Source organism: Archangium violaceum (assembly GCF_016887565.1).
Taxonomy (GTDB): Bacteria; Myxococcota; Myxococcia; order Myxococcales; family Myxococcaceae; genus Archangium; species Archangium violaceum_B.
Window position 1 is genome coordinate 5,056,848 of record NZ_CP069396.1, and the last position, 19,880, is coordinate 5,076,727.

Genomic DNA, 19,880 nt, shown 5'->3' on the forward strand with positions numbered 1-19,880 from the left:
ACTGTATATCCCCCCTCACTTTCGACGGCGCCGCGAGGCACCGGCGAGAGGCTTCAGGAGTCGAGAGAAGCGGGAATAGCTCAGTGGTAGAGCATCGCCTTGCCAAGGCGAGGGTCGAGGGTTCAAATCCCTTTTCCCGCTCCAATACTCCGACCTGATGCGGGAATAGCTCAGTGGTAGAGCATCGCCTTGCCAAGGCGAGGGTCGAGGGTTCAAATCCCTTTTCCCGCTCCAATCGAAGGCCCCCTGGGAGACCAGGGGGCCTTTGTTTTTTCCAGGCCCTGCCCCCCGCCTGGCTCGAACAGCGAACCGGCCGTCGCGAGGAGCGGGGCCCCGCATGTCCGCCTGCCTCGCGTACCGGCTTCGGCCTGCTATATGAAGGCCGCCCCATGCTTCGCCACTTCCGAGAGCTGTACCAATACCGGGGGTTGCTCATCAGCCTCGTCCAACGCGAGCTGAAGGCGCGCTACCGCGGTTCCATCCTCGGGTTCTTCTGGACGTTCCTGAACCCGACGCTCCACATGTTGGTGTACGCGCTGCTCTTCACCGTGGTGATGCGGCAGAACATCCCGAGGTACGCCTTCTTCATGTTCGTGGGCCTGCTGCCGTGGATCTGGTTCTCCAGCTCCGTGGGCGCTGGCGCGAGCACCATCAGCGACCGGCGGGACTTGATGACCAAGGTGCGCTTCCCGGCGCAGGTGCTGCCCTCCACCGTGGTGGCCACCAACCTCATCAACTACGTGCTGTCATTGCCGCTGATGCTGGTGCTGGGAGCGTTCTACGGCGTGTGGCCCACGTGGCACGTGGTGGCCTTCCCGATGGTGGTGCTCATCCAGCTCGTCTTCACCCTGGCGCTCGTCTACATCGTCTCCGCCATCAACGTGACCTTCCGAGACCTGCAGCACATCGTGCAGAACCTGCTCACGCTCTGGTTCTTCTGCACGCCGGTGCTGTACCAGGTGAGCACCATCGCCGATCCGAAGATGCGGGTGCTGGTGACGCTGGTCAATCCCGTGGCCATTCTGGTTACCTCGTACCAGGCCATCTTCTACGATCACCGGCTCCCGGATGGGCTGCCCCTGCTGGGGCTGGCCCTGGGGTCGCTCGCGCTGCTGTGGGGCGCCTCGCAGCTCTTCGAGGCCCGTCGCGAGGACTTCGCGGAGTCCATCTAGTCGCCATGCAGGAATCCATGGACGCCATCGTCATCCGTGACGTCGTGAAGAGCTTCCGGAAGCGGACCATCCGGGGCGAGTACACGACGTTCAAGTCCGAGCTGCTGCGCTGGATTCGCGGGCAGCGCCAGCCCGAGGAGGCGCGGCTCATCACCGCGCTGCGCGGGATCGATCTCACCATTCCCCGGGGAAAGACCATGGGGATCCTCGGGCGCAACGGCTCGGGGAAGAGCACGCTGCTGAAGATCATCACCGGCATCTACGCGCCCACGTCGGGCTCCATCCAGATCAACGGGCGGATTTCGGCGCTGTTGGACCTGGGGGCGGGCTTCCACCCGGACTTCTCCGGGCGGGAGAACATCCTCATCAACGGCATCATCCTGGGCATGAGCCGCGCCGAGGTGCGCGCGCGCATGGATGAGATCATCGCCTTCAGCGAGCTGGGCGAGTTCATCGACGAGCCGGTGCGCACCTACTCCAGCGGCATGTACATGCGCCTGGCGTTCGCGGTGGCCACGCACGTGGACCCGGACATCCTCATCATCGACGAGATCCTCGCCGTGGGCGACGAGCACTTCAGCAAGAAGAGCCTCGCCAAGATGACGGAGTTCAAGCGGCAGGGGAAGACGATCGTCCTGGTGACGCACGACCTGAACACGGTGGCCACGTGGTGCGACAGCGCGGCGTGGCTGGACGGTGGGCGCATCCGCGAGGTGGGCGAGCCCGCCAAGGTCATCCGTCACTACCAGCAGGCGCTGCGGTTGGCCGAGGCCCAGGGCTCTCCGCTCCTGGCCCCGGCGCTCAGCCCGGGCGGAGGCGCGCTGCCGGAGATCCAGGGCGCCGACGTGGCCGCGGCGGTGGCCTCCGAGGCTTCCGCGGCGAACGCGGCGCCCGTGATTCCTCCGGTGGAGATCCACTCGTTGGACCTGGTGGCGCCCCGGGGCGATACGGGCGTGGTGGTGGACACCGAGCAGGGCATGGAGGTGCGCATCGGCTTCTCCTCCCGGGCGCAGGTGTCGGACGTGGGCTTCGCGGTGGACATCCGGCGCGACGACGGCACGCAGGTGTACGGGACGAGCACCTTCCTGGAGAAGGTGGAGCTGCCCAGCCCGCTGCCGGAGCGCGGGACGGTGCGGTTCGTCATCGAGCGCGTGGGCCTGTCGCCGGGCCGGTACTCCCTGGGCGTGTCGGCCCGCTCGTCCGGTGGCACGGTGCACGCCACCTCCGGACAGCCGAGTGCCTTCGAGGTGCGCTCGCCCATCGCGGACGAGGGGCTGGTGCGCCCGCCGCACCGGTGGGTCGTCGAGCGGGCCGAGCCGCTGGCGGAGCCCCTGCGCAGCACGGCCTCGTGAGGTGGGGCAGGAGGTACGGGTGAAGCGGCAAGTCGACGGCGTCCGACTGGGCGTCGTGCTGTACCGGAACTCCCGCCACGAGCTGTCGCGGCTGGTGGCCTCGTTCGGGCTGTGCCGGCGCTCGCCGGGCACGCCCCCGTTCGAGGTGATGTGGCTGGACAACTCGCCGGACGAGTCGCTGCGCGAGGTGCTGGCGGAGCTGGCGCCGGGCAGCGACTACCGGCACTCGGGCGGCAACCTGGGCTTCGGCGTGGCGCACAACCGGATGATGGCGCGGGTCTTCGCCGAGCCCGGGGTGGGCCACTACGTGTGCGTCAACCCCGACGCGGTGCTGCACCCGGACTGCGTCCGCGAGCTGGTGGCCGAGGCTCGCCGCCACGCGCGCACGGGACTGGTGGAAGCCCGCATGTTCCCGGACGAGCACCCCAAGCCCTATGACGCCGTCACGCACGAGACGCCCTGGTGCTCGGGCTGCGTGCTGCTCATCACCCGGGAGCTGTACGGGGCCGTGGCCGGCTTCGACGAGCGCTTCTTCATGTACTGCGAGGACGTGGACCTGTCCTGGCGGGCCCGGGCGGCGGGTTTCTCCACGCATGTGGCGCCCCTGGCACTGGCCCACCACTACACGGTGACGCGCGAGGTGAGCCCCCGGCGGGAGCAGAGCGTGCGCCGCAGCGGTGCGCTGCTCGGCGCGAAGTATGGCGACGCGGAGTTCACCGAGAGCTGCCTGAAGGAGTACGCCGCCCTGGGCGGGCCGCCGTTCCCCAGGCCCACCGTGGAACGTCCGTCCCGAGCACTCGCCCGGGTGGCGGACTTCTCCCATCGCTTCGATTTCGCGGGGTCACGCTGGTGAGGAAGCCCTCGGACATGGAGTCGGAGGTGCCGCTGCACACCTGGGTGCTGGAGCAGGTGGGGGCGGGAGCGCGGGTGTTGCTGCTCGCGCGCGACGAGGTGCTGGCGGAGCGGCTCGTGTCCGCCGGGTGCACCGTCCTGGACATGGCCGGGGCCTCGGAGTCGGACAGCCCGCTGACGGAGATGCTGGGCTGGCTGGCCCCGAGTCACGTGGTGTTGTCCGGTGACGGGGGCCCATCGGCTCTCGAGGAGACACTGCGGGCCGTCGCCCAGGCCGTGCCCTCCGCGACGCTGCTGGTGGGCGCGCGCAACGCCGCCTCCTCGACCGCGCTGCTGGAGACGCTCTCGGGCCAGGCCCCGGCGGTACTCGGCGCCACCGAGGAGTCCCTGTCGCGTTGCTTCTCCTCGCTCGGATTGAAGGTGCTGGCGCGGCGCGCGGTGCCCTGCCAGCCCCGGACGACGGCGCTCGCCGCCGGGACGGAGGCCGCGCTGAGGGGGCTCCTCGCTCAGCTCTCCCCCACCACGGAGGCGGAGGTGCTGCTCTACGCGCTCGCGCCCTCCGGTGTGCCCGAGGAGTCGCCCGCGCCGGCTCTTGTCCCCGAGCTGCTCAGCGTGGTGCTGTGGGCCGGCGAGGCCCAGGCGCGCCCGCTGCTCGACGAAGCCCTCTTCTCGCTCGCGTGCCAGGAACAACATCCGCTGGAGGTCGTCCTCGTCACTCCCTCGAAGGACGAGGCCGCGCGCGAGCTGCTGGAGCGCTACCAGGCCATCGGTGGCTACACGTTCCAGCTCGTCGAAGCGGAGGCCCCGGTGGCGTTCGCCGAGGGAACCTGCCACGCACGCGGCCAGTACGTGGCCTTCCTCGATGCGGCCTGCGTCGTCTACCCGGACCACTACGTGAAGCTCGTCCAGGCGCTGCGGGACGGCTCGGCCGCGTGGGCGGTGTCACGCGCACGGCGGACGCCCGTCCAGGGCTCGGAGCGGTTCGTGAGCCACAAGCGGCCACTGCCGCTGGGTGAGCACCTCGAGCCGACGCACCTGCACCAGGAGCCGTCCCTGCTGTTCGCCCTGGTGGTGGACCGTTCGCGCCTGGGGCCATTCCGTCTGGAGCGTGCCGCGGAGCGTGCCGCGGAGCTGACCCTGCGCCTCACAGCGCTCTTCGAGCCCACCTTCCTGGGGAGTATTGCCTCCTGCGAGCAGCGCTTCACCGGTACCGAGAAGGAAGGGCCGGCGGGACCGCCCCCCGAACTGCGCATGCTCACGTCCCTGGGGGCCGTGGAGGACCGGGTGGAGCGGGCGCGTGCCGATGGCGCGAGCGCGAAGGGCATGCGCCACCGTGTCATCGATGAGCTGAACAACCGGTTCCGCGAAGGTGCGCCGCGACTGCACGGCGCGCTGAAGTCCCTCGCGGGCCGGCTGGTCCGGTCTTAGGGCAGGGGCTGCCGGGCGCGACATTCAGCAACTGGTCTGACAGTCAGACCAGTTCGTGCCGCGCGCGCCCGGAAGGTCGGCTGACTCAGTCCGCGGAGGGCAGCCGTGTGAGGTGTTCCTCTACGCCACCCAGAAGGGAGGCATCGTGGAGGAGCCGTTGAAAGGCGGCGGAGGCATCGAAGGCTTCGCGCACCTTCTGCCAGGCGCGCACGCGCACCGCGTGGAACGACCCGGGCATCCGCACGAGCTCATCCACCGCGCGCACCATGTCCTCGCCGCCACGAACGAGGAGCTCGTCCTCGGGCTCCACGTACCAATCGGTGGAGAAGGGCGTGTCGGCGATGAGCAGCAGGCCTCGCGAGAGCGCCAGCATTGGCAGCGGATCGTGCCGGCCGAGGAGCTCGCGGGAACTGTGGAGCAGCACGCCCGCGCCCTCCAACCGCTCTAGCAGCGCCGAGGGATCCAGCCCCCTGGGGAGTAGCTCGACGGGCGCCAGCTCACGGATCCGTTCGAGCACGGGGGCGGGGGGCGAGGCCCACTCCGGGACGAGGATTCCGGTCCGTTGCAGCCGGGGGCCCTCGGTGAAGCGGCGCGTGTCCACGGGCAGCGGAAGGGTCTGCAGCCAGGGGAGTGAGGCCAGCTCCGAGGGGACGGGGGATTCCGGCCAGGTGAGCCAGCGGAACCCCGACAGCGGCGTGACGGCTTCGAATATGTCGAACGGGGCCGGGACGATGCCGACCTTCATCCCAGGGAGCCGCGCCACGACATCCCCGCCGAGCTTTTGTGGCTCGAAGACGAGGCAGGCCTCGGCGCCCCAGGCGCGTGCCTCGTCCGCGGCCGTGGCCCCACCGTCTTCGCCGAGGACGAAGAACCGGAGGTCCGCCCACTCCGCCGTGCGCGGAACGTGCGGCTCGAACACGGACCGCCCGAGGAAAGCCACCTTCATCCGTGCCGATGACGAGAGGACCCTCATTCCAACCTCCGGGTGAAGAACGCGCGCACGGAGTGCTTCAAGGAGTCCGGCACCAGCCGCTTCACGGCCTCGATGCCCGGGTTTTGCTTGAGCTTCCGGTAGCGTTCGAGCAGCAGCCGCTCACCGGGTCCGGCGTCCAGCGAGACCTCCGCCACGTGCCGGACCTCGTCGAGCCAGTGCTCCTTCATCGTCGCCATCGCGGTGAGCGCGGGGCGGAGGTGCTCGTTGCGCAGCCCCTCGCCGTGGAGCCGCCGCAGCTCGCTGTCGAACTGACCGATGCTGGTCTCCCAGTCCGGGAAGGCGCGGGCGGTGCGCAGGGCCGCGGCGCGCAGGCGGTCGAGGTACGCGGGCGAGGCCGACAGCACCTCCAGGTAGCGCGGGAGCTGCCGCCGGTCATGGGGCGGCACCAGGAGCGCGTTCTCACCGTGCACCATGTACTCGTCGGAGCCGGTGACGGTGTAGGTGATGGCCGTGCCGCCCTGGGAGAACATCTCCAGCGGCGGGCCGAACATGCCCTCGACCCGGGACAGCTTCAGCATCACGTCGTACCGCTGGTACACCTCGCGGACCCGGTCGATGGGGATGCGCTCGTGCACCCGGACGGGCTGTCCTCCCACCACGGGTACCTGTCCACCGCTGCTCGACGAGAGCCAGCCCACCTCGAGGTCCACCCGGGGGCGGGCCTCCTCGAGCAGCGCGAAGGTCTCGGCCACTCCCTTGAAGTCGATGCCCCAGGGACCTTCCACGAGCACCCGGAGCGGACCGGTGCGCGGCGCGGGGGCCTCGACACAGGGGAAGTGCTCGCGGCTCAGCCCGTTGCGCACGTAGAGCACCTGTCCCGCCGGCTGTACGGTCCGGATGAACTCGGCGAGCCACCGAGCCTCCGTGACGAAGAGCAGCGGCAGCGAGTAGGTGATGCGGTTGAGGTGCTTGAGGTGTCCTTCCGGCCGGAAGCGCGATTCGAGGCTCTGGTTCAGGTAGCCGTAGACGGCGCTGTCCAGTCGCCACAGGTCGAACCAGGTGAGCCACCAGGTGGCGAAGACGAAGTCGAAGCGCTCGCGCGCCGCCTCGGTGAAGGTCTGGAAGCGCAGCTCCGGCAGCCTCGGGTGCCAGGGCGGCGAGGAGATGCGCACCGGCCGGTGGGTGACGAGCACCACCTCGTGGCCGAGCGCCCGCAGCCGCCACGCGTACTCGATGATGACGTTGGCTCCGCCCGAGATGTTGCCGACGTCACCGGCCAGGAAGGCGATCTTCATCGGGTTCCGCCGGTGGGCTTCTTCGCCTTCCGAGAGGCGCGGGGCTTGTCGTCCGAGGGCTTCGCCTCCGCCGCGCCACGCTCCGCCTCGAGCCGCGCCAGCCGGCGCTCCATCTCCCGCCGCCAGAGGGCCTGGGTCCGCGAACTCTCCTGCTGGTGCTCGTAGATGACGGCGAGCGATTCGAGGATGGCCTCGTTGAACTCCACCTGCCGGCGCATGATCTCGTTGATGAACGGCTGGAAGGCGAGCCGGAAGGCGCGCTTGGCGGTCACGAGCACCGGACCCACCACGGGACGGTGGGAGGTGGGCGGGTCCGCGTAGCGGGTGTCCTTCTTGTTCCGCGGGGCCTGGAGGACGGGCGGCCACTCCGAGGAGGCGGGGGCGCGCTCGGACACCTCCAGCAGGCGCCGCACCTCGTCCAGCGAGGCCTCGGGCACGGCGGGGAGCTTGGACGTCTCCGCGGCGATGGCCTCGGCGGAGGGCTCTCGGGTCAACAGGTCTTCAGCGCGCATGGCGGTCTCCGTGAGTATCGAGAACACGGGTGATGTGCCCGACGGCCTTATCGGGCCGGGAGGGATCCACGGTGAGCAACCGGTCACCGTAATCCAGGGCTCCCGCCGGGCGTTGTGAGGAGAAGGTGACGCCCCACGCGCGCTCGCCGATCCGAGGCATCGTGTCGCGCGCCACCTGCGTGTCCGCGCCCAGGAAGATGGCCGGCGCTCCCGAGACACACACGGCGGTCTCCAGGGACGAGGAGCCTGACGGCTCGCTGGATGCTCCACGCGGCAAGGGCTGGTCGGGGCTGAAGCGCCACACCTCGTCGGCTCCAGTGGTATCCACGGCGGGAGCGGTGGAGGTGAGCAGCGCGCCCGCCTGGAGCGAGAGCACGCGTGCCCTCGGGAGCCGCTCCATCAGCCGCCGCGTGAGCTGGGACATGGGCGCCTCTGGCTCCGCCGAGAAACCGGGACACACCAGCTCCACCGCGTGGCCCGTGGTGGAGGGGGCAGGGCGGGTGAACGTCCCCTCCAGGAGCGGACGCAGGGCCTCGCGCACGGCGGCGGCGACGGTGTCCTGTTCGAGGCCTCGCAACCGGGCGCGCTGGGCCTCCACCACCCGGGCGCGCAGTCGGGGCTGGCGCTCCAGCACCGCGAGGAGCTGGGCCACCTCGACGGGGTCTCCCGACAAGGTGGCGAGTCCCGCACCGGCCATCGTCTCGGGCACGGCCGCCGCGCCGTACGCCACCACGGGCACGCCCCGGTACATGGACTCCAGGAGGGGCACGCCGAAGCCCTCGTGCCGGCTCATGGACAGGTACGCGGTGGCCACGGAGAAGCAGGCGGAGAGCTGTGCCGCGCTCACCCGTCCCAGCAGCAGCACCCGCTCCGGGCCGAGCACGTCCCTCAGCCCGAGCAGCCACGTTCCATAGGCCGAGTCGCGGTTGAGGTAACCGGCCACCAGCAGGCGGCTGCGCGGCTGGTACAGACGCTGGTACGCGGTGAAGACGCGCAGCACGTCATCCACGCCCTTGCTGGGCACCGCGCGGCCCACGAAGAGGATGTTGGCGTGGCCATCGTCCAGCTCGGCGCGCAGGGTGGGGTCGGGCGCCACGTCGAAGGCGCGCCAGTCCACCGCGAAGGGGATGACGGAGACGTGGGGGAAGCCGCCCGCCACCAGCTCCTCGGCGCTGAAGCGCGAGTAGGCGAACGCGCACTCCACGAGCGGCTGGAGGGCGAGCAGCTCCTCCCGAGCCGCCACGCAGCCGGCCGCCACCTTGCGCTCGAAGCCCTCGAGCAGCCGGGCGGGCGTCACGTTGTGGTACACGAGCGCCTTGCGGCCGGGCGAGCGCCTGACGAGCGGGACGAGCCGCGACTCGTAGCTGTGGTGGATGAGCAGCAGCGAGTCCCCATCCGCCTCTCGGGGGTAGTCCCGGGCCGGGCGGACCTGGGCGCGGCACTCCTCGTCCCACTGGTCCGCGTAGATTTCGGAGGGATAGCCCCAGCCGCGCAGCAGCTCGCGCAGGTAGCGCACCTGGTTGCCCACCGCATCGCCCCAGGCGAGCCGGGGGACCAGCTGGTGGACGGCACGAAGCGGGGGAGCGGCGGAGCGCTGATCTCGTCGCGGTGGGCTCAAGGCGCCTGCTCCCTTACAACCCGGGCCCCGTGGCGCACAAGCTCCTCGGGGCCGGCTGCCTTGACGGCTGGTGCGGGCTCCGTTACTCGGGAACCTCTCCTCGCTCCGGCGGCAGGTTTCATGAACGTCCTCGTCACTGGCGGTTGCGGCTTCATCGGTTCCAATCTCGTCAGGTACCTGCGGCGGACCCGCCCGGACTGGAAGGTCGTCAATCTCGACGCGCTCACGTACGCGGGCAACCTCGAGAACCTCATCGACCTCGAGGGCGATCCGGGCCACCTCTTCGTCCGGGGGGACATCCTCGACCAGGCGTTCGTCGAGCGGCTGATGCGCGAGCACGCCATCGACGCGGTGATGCACCTGGCCGCCGAGAGCCACGTGGACCGCTCCATCCTCGGCCCCGAGGCCTTCGTGCAGACCAACGTGCTCGGCACCCAGCGCCTGCTCGAGGCGTCGCGCAAGCATGGCGGCATCCGGCGCTTCCTCATGGTCTCCACCGACGAGGTGTACGGCTCGCTGGGGCCCACCGGCGCCTTCACCGAGACTTCGCCGCTCCAGCCGTCCAGCCCGTACTCGGCCTCGAAGACGAGCGCGGATCTGCTCGCCCTGGCCTGGCACCACACCTTCGGTCTGGACGTGGTGGTGACGCGCTGCTCGAACAACTACGGCCGCTACCAGTTCCCCGAGAAGCTCATCCCCCTGATGGTGGTCAACGCCCTGCACGACAAGCCGCTGCCGGTGTACGGCGATGGCGCCAACGTGCGGGACTGGCTCCACGTGGAGGACCACTGTCAGGCGCTGCTGCTCGCCCTGGAGAAGGGCCGGGCCGGCGAGGTCTACAACATCGGCGGTGGGGCCGAGCGCAAGAACATCGAGATCGTCAAGGCCATCCTCGCGCTGGTGGGCAAGCCCGAGTCCCTCATCCGCTTCGTGAAGGATCGCCCGGGGCACGATCGGCGCTACGCGATCGATCCCTCGAAGAGCCGGGCCGAGCTGGGCTGGACGCCCGCGCACACCTTCGAGCGGGGCCTGGAGGAGACGGTGCGCTGGTACGTGGACCACCGGGACTGGTGGCAGCGGGTGATGAGCGGCGCCTACCGGGACTATTTCGACACGCAGTACCGCGCGCGTCTCCAGGTGACGGGGTGAACCGATGCGAATCCTGGTGACTGGAGCCAACGGGCTGGTGGGGAGCAGGACGTGCCATCTGCTGGTGGAGCAGGGGCACGAGGTGGTGGGGCTCGGGCGGGGCGAGCGCCGCGCGACCGGGAGCTGGCGGTACGTGCCCTGCGAGCTCACCCGGGAGCAGGAGGTGTCCGCCGCCTTCGCGGACGCGTCCCCCGAGGTCGTCATCCACTGTGGCTCCATGACGGAGGTGGATGCGTGCGAGCGGGAGCCGGAGCTGGCCTTCGCGGCCAACGTGGACGCGACGGCCTACGTGGCCCGGGCCTCGCGCAGGGCGGGGGCGCATCTGGTGCACGTCTCCACGGACTACGTCTTCGACGGCGAGGCGGGCCCCTATGACGTGGAGGCCCTCCCCAATCCGCGGGGCGTGTACTCCGTCACCAAGCACATGGGCGAGCAGGCCGCCCGGGTGCTCGCGCCCGGCTGTGCCATCGCCCGGACGGCGGTGGTGTACGGCTGGCCTCCGGTGGCGGGCCGCCTCAACTTCGGGGCCTGGTTGCTGACCACGCTGGAGAAGGGCCAGCCCGTCCGCCTCTTCGAGGATCAGTTCGTCTCACCCAGCTACGCGGAGAACGTGGCCGCCATGGTGGCGGAGCTGGGCGTGCGCCGGCTCGGAGGCATCTGGCACACGTGTGGCGCCGAGGTGCTCAGCCGCGTGCACTTCGGCCGGGCGTTCTGCGAGGTGTTCGGCTTCGACGTGGGGCTCATCGTCCCGGTGAAGCTGGCCGAGCTGAAGCTGCCCGCGCCTCGCCCCCTGCGCTCGGGGCTGCGGGTGGACAAGACCCGGCACGAGCTGAAGGCCCGCCCCCTGGGGCTGGCCGAGTCGCTCACTCGCTTCCACGCGGACTGGCGGCGCACTCGGGGTTGAGCCCGGCCGCGGCATCGGGCCCCTCGGGGGTTTTCTCCGCGGTCTTCTGCTCGGCCCGCTGTTGCCACCAGTCGCGAGCCTTCTCCACCTCGCCCAGGTGGGCGGTGGCGTCGCGCAGCTGGGTGCTCGTGTCCTGGGCCTGCTGTTGCCACCAGTCGCGCGCCTGCTCCACCTCGCCCAGGTGGGCGGTGGCGTCGCGCAGCTGGGTGCTCAGGTCCTGGGCCTGTTGCTGCCACCAGTCGCGAGCCTTCTCCACCTCGCCCAGGTGGGCGGTGGCATCGCGCAGCTGGGTGCTCAGGTCCTGGGCCTGTTGTTGCCACCGGTCGCGAGCCTGCTCCACCTCGCGCAGGTAGGTGGTGGCGTCGCGCAGCTGGGTGCTCAGGTCCTGGGCCTGCCGTTGCCACCAGTCGCGTGCCTCCTCCAGCGCACGTGTCTCCTGGAGGAGCGTGTCGGTTCGCTGCTCGATCGAGGAGGTCAGGTCCGCGAGCGCCGTCATCAGTCGATCCGGCGGAGGAGGCCGCACGGGCCGCAGGTGGCGGCGCAGGGTCTCCAGCAACACCCGGGGCGAGGCGGTGCGGGCCACGCGCTCGACCACGCCCTCCAGATCCGCTGTGGTCATCTGCCCGAGCGTGGCCCAGACCTCGGCGGGTGGCTGCTCCGGCAGGCCCAGCCCCGCGAAGTTGGTGGCCTGGAGGGTCGCCCAGCTGCTCGGAGTGAGCGCTCCGGCGAGCCCGCCTCCGGGCTTGGCGGCCACGGCCACCCGGCGCCCTCGTACCGCCGCCTCGAGTGCCACGAGTCCCACGGCCACCACCACGTCGGCCTCCCGCATGTACGTCTCGAAGTCACCCGATTCGATGACCTCGGCGCTCAGGCCGGGCAGGGACTCCAGCCAGGCGCGGAACCCGGCCGCGTGCGGACCCTGGCCCACCACCTTCAGCGGCACGTGTCCCGCCATGGCGAGTTGCGCCGCCGCCTTCAGCACCCACCGCTTGTCGTCGCTCAGCCGCATTGGTGCCAGCACGGAGCCCATGCCCGGGAGTGAAGAGGGGGGGCACTCGGGCAGGGGCGTCGCGTTGGGCAGGACGGAGACCTGCTCGGTGGAGATTCCGAACTCCCGCGCGACGCCGTCGACGTACGCCTGTCCGGGAACGAGCACCTGGGGACCCCCGGGCGCGCCAACGGCCGTGGCCAGCACCTCGAAGCGCTCCGCGCCGAGCCACTCCCGGTTGGTGCCGGGCGAGCCGTGCACGCCCACCACCGCGGAACGCGCCTCGCCGAGCGCCGGTGCCAGCAGCGCTGTCTGCGGGGAGCTCAGCAGCAGCACGTCCGCCCCCTTCATCCATCGCAGCACCTGTCTCTGCCCGGCCCCGTTCCAGGCCTCGAGGAGGCGGACGTCCACTCCAGTCAGGTGCTCGGAGACATCTCGCGCGCCTCGCACCGAGACGATCGTCGCCGGCATCCCCTCCCGGCCCGCCTGCCTGGCGACATCGCAGGCATGGCGGAGCAGTCCTCCCAGAGTCAGCTCGGGCAGGAGGATCAACAACCGGGTATCTTGCACTGTCATTGAGCTATTTCGTGTTCTCTGAACGGGCATCCGGCACATGCCCGCTCGTTCATGGGAGTCCTTGGATTCCAAACTTGTAATGCATAAGAAGCGAGAGGGGTCAAGAGGACGAGGGGAGGATGGGCCGCTCGCGGGGTTCGACGCCCCTCGTCACGAATTCTCAAGAGGGCCGAATACAGGCGCCAGGCCGCCTGCTCGCCGGGGTGGGTTGCCTTGACACCACAGCATCAATCCCGTAACACACGCGCGGCCAGCCGGGTCAGGGTGCTGGGCCGCGTCGAGGCATGTGGGTAGGGCCGGAGCTCCCGCGGCAGAGTCTGGCGATGGGCTGAACCCTGTTCGTCCCAGCGCCACTCGCCATCTCCTCACGCCGGGGTGGGGGCGGGTGCACCGCCGGTGAGTGAGAACGGTCATGAATCGCCAGGGAAGCAAGCAGTCGCTAGTCGCCACGGTGGTGAAGGGGAACGAGCGGTCTCCGGCACCCCAGGAGAAGTCCGACGCGCCGATGGGCGATGTCCTGCCCTTGCGCCAGAAGGTCGCCTCCAAGCCCAAGCCACCCAAGCCGCCCGTGAAGCGTCAGCGCGCCTCGAGCACGATGGACGAGGCGGTGCAGATGCGGGAGCGGCTGCGCGAGATGGAGCGCAAGCTGACGCAGCTCCAGGCCACCAACAACTGGCTCCAGTCCGAGCTCAACGCGCGCGAGTTGCAGGTCCGCAACTACAGGACGCACCGCGCCTTCGAGTTCGCGCAGGAGCTGGTGGACATCAAGGATGATCCGACGCGGGCCTGGCGGCTGCCGCTGGCCATGGCGAAGCTGGCGGTGCCAAAGCCGGCCCGCAGGTGGCTGGACCAGAACGTGATGAACCCGGCACTGAAGGTGAGTGAGCGCCTCCTGGAGATCGCCCTGGAGCAGCCGCTGCGCAGCCTGCCGGATCCCCAGCCCCTGGTGGACGGGGCCTCGGCGCTCTACCGCAAGGTGGAGCGCAATGTCTTCGGCAATGCCCGCCTCGAGCCCAGCCGTGAGCGCTGGCCCGCGTCCCAGCCGCTCGTGTCGGTCATCATCCCGTGCTTCAACTACGGGCGCTTCCTGCCCGACGCGCTGGTGAGCCTCGACAAGCAGACGCTGCAGGACTTCGAGATCATCATCGTGGAGGGTGGCTCCACGGACGGCACCACCCAGGAGCAGGTGCTGGCGCTGGAGCACCGCAAGGTGCGGAAGATCTTCCAGCCCGAGCCCACGCTGGTGGGGGAGAACCGCCTCGCCGGGCTGCAGCAGGCGCGCGGCAAGTACATCGTCTTCCTGGACGCGGACGACATGCTCGCCCCCACGTACCTGGAGAAGGCGGTGATGGCGCTGGAGCTGCTGGGCGTGGACGTGGTCTACCCCTCCGTGCAGCTCTTCGGCCGTGAGAACCGCATCTGGGAGACGGCGGAGAAGTTCTCCCTGGCCGACCTGTGCAAGACCAACACGGTGGCCACCGTGGCGGTGTTCCGCTACGACACGTGGAAGTCGCGGAACATCGGCTACGGCAGCAACAAGGACGGCTCCATCGAGGACTGGGACTTCTGGCTGCGCTTCGCCGAGCGGGGCGCCCGGGGGTACAAGATCCGCGAGCCGCTGATGCTCTACCGCATCCACGGCAACAGCCTGTCGGACGCCATCAAGCCGAAGCTGGAGCAGGCCTACCGCAAGACGCTGGCGGCGCACCGGCGCTACCTGGGGCCTCGCCGCGTGGCGCGCATCACCCGCGAGCAGACCCAGCCCATCGAATCGCTGGGGCCCTCGCCGGACCTGTCGCGCGCCCTGCTGCCGGCGCGCACCTCGCTGCGCATCGCCCTGGCCCAGCCGTGGATGGTGATGGGCGGCTCCGACAGCCTCATGCTCCAGGTGTTCGCCACCTGCCACAGCGAGGACACGCGGCTCACCGTCTATTCCACCATCGACACGCCTCCCAGCATGGGCAGCTCGGCGGGGGCCTTCCAGCGCCTCACCGACGACGTCTTCGAGCTGTCCAAGGAGCTGCCCGACTCCGCTCACGACGAGGCCATCCTCCACCTGCTGCGCACGCGCCAGGTGAACGTGCTGATGCTCATCGGCTCGGCGCGGACGTACGATCTGCTGCCGCGCATCCGCCGGGAGCTGCCGCACATCCGGGTGGTGGACCACCTGTACAACACGGTGGGGCACCTGCAGAACAACCGCCGCCACGCGGGGGAGATCGACTTCCACATCGTCGCCAACGAGGAGGTGCGCGACGCGCTGCTGCAGGGGGGCGAGTCGCCCGAGCGCATCCGCATCATCCACCATGGCATCGACATGAAGCGCTTCTCGCAGGACACCGTGCCCTATGTGGCCGGAGGTCCTCCCCGGCTGGCGCTGGCGCCCGGTGAGCGGCTGGTCCTGTACTCGGGCCGCTTCTCCGAGGAGAAGGGCGTGCTGCGCTTCGTGGAGATCGTCCGCCGCATGCGGCGCGACAAGCACGTGCGCTTCGCGATGACGGGTGACGGGCCGCAGCGCGCGGAGGTGGAGGAGTTCATCAAGCGCCACGGACTGGCCGATCGCGTGGAGCTGCTGGGCATCGTGGAGGATGCGCGGCCCTACCTGCGCCGGGCGGACGTGGTGGTCATCCCCTCGGACGTGGAGGGGCTGCCGCTGGTGTGTCTGGAGTCGCTGGCGCTGGGCACGCCGGTGGTGGCGTCGAAGGTGGGGGCGCTGCCCGAGGTCATCCAGACGGGCCGCACGGGCTTCCTCGTGCCGCCCACGGACGTGGACGGGTTCGTGCGTGACATCCACGGCGCGCTGAGCCTGGACTCGCGGCGCACGCGCCTGGCGCGCACGTGCCGCCAGAGTGTCGAGCAGCGTTTCTCCATCGAAACGGCTCGACAGAAATACTACGAAGTGTTCCGCCAGCTGACGTCCGATCGGGCGACGAGCGGCACCGTTCAAGGGAGTCGATGACGTGAAAGTGCAGGGTGCGAAGGTTCTGGTGACGGGGGCGGGTGGCTTCATCGGGAGCCACCTGGTGGAGGCGCTGGTCGCGCGCGGTGCCGAGGTCACGGCCATGGTGCACTACGATGCCCGGCCGGATCTCGCCAACCTGGAGTTCGCGCCCGCCGCGGTGCGCTCGAAGATCAAGGTCGTCTCCGGCAACATCGAGGATCCGTTCTTCGTGTCCTCCGCGGTGGCCGGCCAGGACGTGGTGTTCCACCTGGCGGCGTTGATCGCCATCCCGTACTCGTACGTGGCGCCGGCCAGCTACGTGCGCGCCAACGTGGAGGGCACGCTCAACGTCCTGGAGGCCGCGCGCACGCACAAGGTGTCGCGCGTCGTCCATACCTCCACCTCCGAGACTTACGGCACCGCGCTCTACACGCCCATCGACGAGAAGCACCCGCTGCAGGGCCAGTCGCCCTACTCGGCGTCGAAGATCGGCGCGGACAAGCTGGCGGAGAGCTACTTCCTGAGCTTCGGCCTGCCGGTGGCCACCATCCGCCCGTTCAACACCTTCGGGCCGCGGCAGTCGGCGCGCGCCGTCATCCCCACCATCATCAGCCAGGCCCTGTCCTCCGCGCCGGTGGTGAAGCTGGGCTCGCTCACCCCGGTGCGCGACCTCAACTACGTGGCCGACACCGTGGAGGGCTTCATCTCCGTCGCCGAGAGCGACAAGGCCCTGGGCGAGGTGGTGAACGTGGGCTCCGGCAAGGCCATCAGCATTGGCGAGCTGGCCAAGCTGATCCTCCGCCTGGCGGGGGTGAACAAGGAGATCGTCTGCGAGACCGAGCGCACCCGCCCCGAGAAGAGCGAGGTGATGACGCTCCTGGCCGACTCCCGCAAGGCCGAGGCGCTCACCGGGTGGAAGACGCGCGTGGGGCTCGAGCAGGGCCTGCGCGAGACGATCGAGTTCATCCGCAACCACGCCGACCGCTTCCGGCCGGACGTCTACAACCGGTAGGTCACCACCTTGCAAGCCATCATTCTCGCGGGTGGAAAGGGCACGCGCCTGCGGCCCTACACCACCAACTTCCCCAAGCCGCTGATGCCCATCGATGATCTCCCCATCCTGGAGATCGTCGTGCGGCAGCTGGCGCGCGCGGGCTTCGACCGGCTCATCATCACCACCGGCCACCTGGCCGAGCTCATCCGCGTCTTCTGCGGGGATGGCAGCAAGTGGGGCGTGCACATCCAGTACTCCCACGAGGAGGAGCCGCTGGGGACCGCTGGGCCGCTGTCGCTCATCCAGGACAAGCTCGACGAGAACTTCCTGGTGATGAACGGTGACCTGCTCACCACCATGGACTACCGCCGCGCCTTCGAGTCGCACGTGGCCAGCGGCGCCATGGCCACCATCAGCCTCTACCAGCGCGACGTGAAGATCGACTTCGGCGTGGTGGAGGAGGAGCCCACCGGGCAGCTCGGCCGCTACATCGAGAAGCCGACGCTCTCCTACAACGTCAGCATGGGCATCAACTTCTTCAATCGGGGCGCGCTCCGCCACATGGAGCGTGGCAAGCGGTTGGACATCCCCGAGCTGATGATGCGCCTGAAGCAGGCCGGTGAGCGCGTGGCCTGTGCCCGCCAGGACTGCTACTGGCTCGACATCGGCCGCACGGACGACTACCAGGTCGCGACGGACGAGTTCCAGAAGCGCCGGGATCAGTTCCTCCCCCGCCATGGCTGAGTCCGTCCTCATCACCGGGAGCGCCGGCTTCGTCGGACGGGCCCTCGCCGCGCGAGTGCGTGCCGAGGGTCGCCCGTGCCTGGGCGTGGGCCGATCGCCCCGGGAGGAGCAGGGCTACCACGCCATCGATCTCTCCGCGGGCGCGGGTCCCCTGACGGAGCTGCTCTCGCGCGAGCGGCCCTCGCTCATCTACCACCTGGCGGGTGGAACCGCGGGCGGGGCGCAGGGCATGTTCTCGTCCAACGTCTCCTCCACGCTCCACCTGTTCCAGGCCGTGCAGGCCGTGCAGGGCTACCAGCCGCGTGTCCTCGTGTCGGGCTCGGCCGCGGAGTACGGAGACCTGGGCCCCGAGCCCATCTCCGAGGACGCCCGCGAGCGTCCGGTGGGCGAGTACGGCGTGGCCAAGCTCGCCGAGACGCGGCTGGCGCTGTTGGCCCGGCGCCGCGGGCTGCGCGTGGGCGTGGTGCGCTTCTTCAACATCATCGGTCCGGGCATGCCCGGCTCGCTGGCGCCGGCCCGCTTCGCCCGCGAGTCCCTGGCCCTTGCCGCCGCCGGCGGTGGGGTCCTCACCGTGGGGGACCTGTCGCCCGTCCGGGACTATGTGGACCTCACGGACGTGGTGGACGCCCTCTGGACGCTGGGACAGCGCGATCCGGAGGAGGAGCTCCTCAACATCTGCTCCGGCCAGCCCGTGCGCATGGGCGCGCTGCTGGAGGAGATCCTCCGGCAGGTGGGCGTGCGCGTGGAGGTCCGCACCGCCGAGAACCTGCTGCGTGGCCCCGGCGACGTGCCGGTGAGCGTGGGAGACACCCGGCGCCTGGAGCGCGTGCTGGGACGGCGCTTCACCTTCGATCTCTCGCGCTCGGTGGCGCGGCTGGTGGAGAGCCTGCGGGGCGGCTCGCGGGCCTCGTGAGGAGCACATGAAGGGAATCGTGCTGGCCGGTGGCTCGGGCACGCGGCTGTATCCGCTGACGCGCGTCGTCAGCAAGCAGCTGCTGCCCATCTACGACAAGCCGATGGTGTACTACCCGGTCTCCACGCTGATGCTGGCGGGCATCCGGGACATCCTCCTCATCTCCACGCCCGCGGACCTGCCGCGCTTCGAGGAGCTGCTGGGCAGCGGCGAGCAGTGGGGCGTGCGCTTCCAGTACGCCGTGCAGCCGCGCCCCGAGGGGCTCGCGCAGGCCTTCCTCATCGGCCGCGAGTTCGTGGGGACGGACCGGGTGTCGCTCATCCTCGGGGACAACATCTTCTACGGGCACGGCCTGGTCGAGCTGGTGCGGCGGGCGGCGGCCCGGGAGAAGGGGGCCACCGTCTTCGGCTACTACGTGAGGGACCCCGAGCGGTACGGCGTGGTCGAGCTGGACGCGAACAACCGCGCGCTGAGCATCGAGGAGAAGCCGGCACAGCCGAAGTCCAGCTACGCGGTGACGGGCCTGTACTTCTACGACAACCAGGTGCTGGACATCGCCGCGGGGCTGAAGCCCTCCAAGCGGGGCGAGCTGGAGATCACCGACGTCAACGCGGAGTACCTGCGGCGCGGGCAGCTCGACGTGGAGCTCATGGGCCGAGGCTACGCGTGGCTGGACACCGGCACCCACGAGTCGCTCATGCAGGCCTCCAGCTTCATCCAGATCATCGAGGAGCGGCAGGGGCTCAAGGTGGCCTGTCCGGAGGAGATCGCCTGGCGGATGGGCTACATCGACGCGGCGCAGGTGGCGAAGCTGGCCGAGCCCATGCGCAAGAACGAGTACGGGCAGTACCTGCTGCGGCTCCTCGAGAACAAGGGAGCGCGGGGGTGAAGGTCCTCGAGACGGCGCTGCCTGGTGTGCTGCTGCTGGAGCCCCAGCGCTTCGGCGATGACCGGGGCTTCTTCATGGAGATGTTCCACGCGAGGCGCTACGCCGAGCTGGGCATCCCGGGGCCCTTCGTGCAGGACAACTTCTCGCGCTCGATGAAGGGGACGCTGCGCGGGCTGCACCTCCAGGAGCCGAACGGGCAGGGGAAGCTGGTGCAGGTGCTGGCGGGCGCCGTCTACGACGTGGCGGTGGATGTCCGCCGGGGCTCGCCGACCTTCGGCCGGTGGGTGGGGGTGGAGTTGTCCGCGGACAACCGGCGCCAGCTCTGGGTGCCCCAGGGCTTCGCCCACGGCTTCTGCGTCCTGAGCGAGAGCGCCGACTTCCATTACAAGTGCACCGACTTCTACGTGCCCGCCTCCGAGCGCGGCATCCTCTGGAGCGACCCGGATCTGGCCATCCCCTGGCCCGTGACGGCGCCGTTGCTGTCGCCCAAGGACTCGGTCGCGCCGCGCCTGAAGGACGCGCCGGTGCTGCCCTCGTACGTGCGCTAGCCCTCCGGGCCGGGGCGGGAAGGGTGCCCACCGGCCTCCCAGCCGAGCGGCGGAACCCCGCCCGAGCATGT

The 19,880-nt window shown here is 70.0% G+C and carries 17 protein-coding genes and 2 tRNA genes; 14 read left to right on the forward strand and 5 right to left on the reverse strand.

Annotation, left to right across the window (positions count from 1 at the left end):
- Nucleotides 1–69 precede the first annotated feature (69 nt).
- The 6 genes from JRI60_RS20780 to JRI60_RS20805 all read left to right on the forward strand — a co-directional run bounded on the left by JRI60_RS20780 (nt 70) and on the right by JRI60_RS20805 (nt 4,804).
- Nucleotides 70–144, forward strand: a tRNA-Gly gene (locus tag JRI60_RS20780).
- Between the two features lie 15 nt (nt 145–159).
- Nucleotides 160–234 (forward strand) — tRNA-Gly (locus JRI60_RS20785).
- 155 nt (nt 235–389) lie between these two features.
- A complete protein-coding gene (locus JRI60_RS20790; RefSeq protein ID WP_204227590.1) occupies nt 390–1,172 on the forward strand; it encodes an ABC transporter permease in 783 nt (260 codons plus the stop codon).
- A gap of 5 nt (nt 1,173–1,177) precedes the next feature.
- Nucleotides 1,178–2,524 (forward strand): ABC transporter ATP-binding protein, encoded by a 1,347-nt coding sequence (locus tag JRI60_RS20795; RefSeq protein ID WP_204227591.1) that lies wholly within the window; start codon nt 1,178–1,180, stop codon nt 2,522–2,524.
- Between the two features lie 19 nt (nt 2,525–2,543).
- Entirely contained in the window at nt 2,544–3,377 is an 834-nt protein-coding gene (locus tag JRI60_RS20800; protein ID WP_239470635.1) for a glycosyltransferase family 2 protein, read from the forward strand.
- Nucleotides 3,378–3,391: 14 nt separating this feature from the next.
- A complete protein-coding gene (locus JRI60_RS20805; protein ID WP_204227593.1) occupies nt 3,392–4,804 on the forward strand; it encodes a glycosyltransferase family A protein in 1,413 nt (470 codons plus the stop codon).
- 85 nt (nt 4,805–4,889) lie between these two features.
- Here JRI60_RS20805 and JRI60_RS20810 read toward each other — a convergent pair whose 3' ends face one another.
- From JRI60_RS20810 to JRI60_RS20825, 4 genes are read right to left on the reverse strand one after another with little or no spacing between them, the layout of a single operon-like run.
- Nucleotides 4,890–5,777, reverse strand: coding sequence for a hypothetical protein (locus tag JRI60_RS20810; protein ID WP_204227594.1), 888 nt, complete (start codon nt 5,775–5,777; stop codon nt 4,890–4,892).
- Complete coding sequence (locus tag JRI60_RS20815) at nt 5,774–7,033, reverse strand: glycosyltransferase (RefSeq protein ID WP_204227595.1); 1,260 nt, start codon at nt 7,031–7,033, stop codon at nt 5,774–5,776. The genes JRI60_RS20810 and JRI60_RS20815 overlap by 4 nt, the downstream gene beginning before the upstream one ends.
- Nucleotides 7,030–7,545, reverse strand: a complete 516-nt coding sequence (locus tag JRI60_RS20820) for a hypothetical protein (protein ID WP_204227596.1) — start codon at nt 7,543–7,545, stop codon at nt 7,030–7,032. The genes JRI60_RS20815 and JRI60_RS20820 overlap by 4 nt, the downstream gene beginning before the upstream one ends.
- On the reverse strand, nt 7,535–9,163 hold the full coding sequence (locus JRI60_RS20825) for a glycosyltransferase family 4 protein (RefSeq protein WP_239470636.1): 1,629 nt from the start codon (nt 9,161–9,163) through the stop codon (nt 7,535–7,537). Before JRI60_RS20825 ends, JRI60_RS20820 begins: the two co-directional genes overlap by 11 nt.
- A 120-nt stretch (nt 9,164–9,283) precedes the next feature.
- Between JRI60_RS20825 and rfbB the strand changes: the two genes are divergently transcribed.
- Both rfbB and JRI60_RS20835 read left to right on the forward strand, forming a co-directional pair.
- Complete coding sequence (gene rfbB, locus JRI60_RS20830; RefSeq protein WP_204227597.1) at nt 9,284–10,312, forward strand: dTDP-glucose 4,6-dehydratase; 1,029 nt, start codon at nt 9,284–9,286, stop codon at nt 10,310–10,312.
- 4 nt (nt 10,313–10,316) lie between these two features.
- Nucleotides 10,317–11,216, forward strand: coding sequence for an SDR family oxidoreductase (locus JRI60_RS20835; protein ID WP_204227598.1), 900 nt, complete (start codon nt 10,317–10,319; stop codon nt 11,214–11,216).
- On the opposite strand, the gene JRI60_RS20840 is transcribed toward JRI60_RS20835, so the two are convergent.
- Nucleotides 11,176–12,780, reverse strand: coding sequence for a hypothetical protein (locus tag JRI60_RS20840; RefSeq protein WP_204227599.1), 1,605 nt, complete (start codon nt 12,778–12,780; stop codon nt 11,176–11,178). The genes JRI60_RS20835 and JRI60_RS20840 overlap by 41 nt on opposite strands.
- A 412-nt stretch (nt 12,781–13,192) precedes the next feature.
- Between JRI60_RS20840 and JRI60_RS20845 the strand changes: the two genes are divergently transcribed.
- From JRI60_RS20845 to rfbC, 6 genes are read left to right on the forward strand one after another with little or no spacing between them, the layout of a single operon-like run.
- Nucleotides 13,193–15,739: a glycosyltransferase gene (locus JRI60_RS20845; protein ID WP_204227600.1), complete on the forward strand. Its 2,547-nt coding sequence runs from the start codon at nt 13,193–13,195 to the stop codon at nt 15,737–15,739.
- A 1-nt stretch (nt 15,740) separates the two neighbouring features.
- Entirely contained in the window at nt 15,741–16,733 is a 993-nt protein-coding gene (locus tag JRI60_RS20850; RefSeq protein ID WP_275439411.1) for a GDP-mannose 4,6-dehydratase, read from the forward strand.
- Nucleotides 16,734–16,742: 9 nt separating this feature from the next.
- Nucleotides 16,743–17,459, forward strand: a complete 717-nt coding sequence (locus JRI60_RS20855) for a sugar phosphate nucleotidyltransferase (RefSeq protein WP_204227601.1) — start codon at nt 16,743–16,745, stop codon at nt 17,457–17,459.
- On the forward strand, nt 17,452–18,372 hold the full coding sequence (locus JRI60_RS20860) for an NAD-dependent epimerase/dehydratase family protein (protein ID WP_204227602.1): 921 nt from the start codon (nt 17,452–17,454) through the stop codon (nt 18,370–18,372). The genes JRI60_RS20855 and JRI60_RS20860 overlap by 8 nt, the downstream gene beginning before the upstream one ends.
- A 7-nt stretch (nt 18,373–18,379) precedes the next feature.
- Nucleotides 18,380–19,261 (forward strand): glucose-1-phosphate thymidylyltransferase RfbA, encoded by an 882-nt coding sequence (rfbA, locus tag JRI60_RS20865; protein ID WP_204227603.1) that lies wholly within the window; start codon nt 18,380–18,382, stop codon nt 19,259–19,261.
- Nucleotides 19,258–19,809: a dTDP-4-dehydrorhamnose 3,5-epimerase gene (gene rfbC / locus JRI60_RS20870; protein WP_204227604.1), complete on the forward strand. Its 552-nt coding sequence runs from the start codon at nt 19,258–19,260 to the stop codon at nt 19,807–19,809. The genes rfbA and rfbC overlap by 4 nt, the downstream gene beginning before the upstream one ends.
- Nucleotides 19,810–19,880 lie beyond the last annotated feature (71 nt).

Excerpts from the sequence above, each read along its gene's own strand:
- JRI60_RS20790 (WP_204227590.1), top strand. The coding sequence starts at position 390 with ATGCTTCGCCACTTCCGAGAGCTGTACCAATACCGGGGGTTGCTCATC.
- JRI60_RS20810 (WP_204227594.1), bottom strand. The coding sequence starts at position 5,777 with ATGAGGGTCCTCTCGTCATCGGCACGGATGAAGGTGGCTTTCCTCGGG.
- JRI60_RS20840 (WP_204227599.1), bottom strand. The coding sequence starts at position 12,780 with ATGACAGTGCAAGATACCCGGTTGTTGATCCTCCTGCCCGAGCTGACT.
- JRI60_RS20815 (WP_204227595.1), bottom strand. The coding sequence starts at position 7,033 with ATGAAGATCGCCTTCCTGGCCGGTGACGTCGGCAACATCTCGGGCGGA.
- JRI60_RS20835 (WP_204227598.1), top strand. The coding sequence starts at position 10,317 with ATGCGAATCCTGGTGACTGGAGCCAACGGGCTGGTGGGGAGCAGGACG.
- JRI60_RS20845 (WP_204227600.1), top strand. The coding sequence starts at position 13,193 with ATGAATCGCCAGGGAAGCAAGCAGTCGCTAGTCGCCACGGTGGTGAAG.
- JRI60_RS20820 (WP_204227596.1), bottom strand. The coding sequence starts at position 7,545 with ATGCGCGCTGAAGACCTGTTGACCCGAGAGCCCTCCGCCGAGGCCATC.
- rfbA (WP_204227603.1), top strand. The coding sequence starts at position 18,380 with ATGAAGGGAATCGTGCTGGCCGGTGGCTCGGGCACGCGGCTGTATCCG.
- rfbB (WP_204227597.1), top strand. The coding sequence starts at position 9,284 with ATGAACGTCCTCGTCACTGGCGGTTGCGGCTTCATCGGTTCCAATCTC.
- JRI60_RS20805 (WP_204227593.1), top strand. The coding sequence starts at position 3,392 with ATGGAGTCGGAGGTGCCGCTGCACACCTGGGTGCTGGAGCAGGTGGGG.
- JRI60_RS20795 (WP_204227591.1), top strand. The coding sequence starts at position 1,178 with ATGCAGGAATCCATGGACGCCATCGTCATCCGTGACGTCGTGAAGAGC.
- JRI60_RS20860 (WP_204227602.1), top strand. The coding sequence starts at position 17,452 with ATGGCTGAGTCCGTCCTCATCACCGGGAGCGCCGGCTTCGTCGGACGG.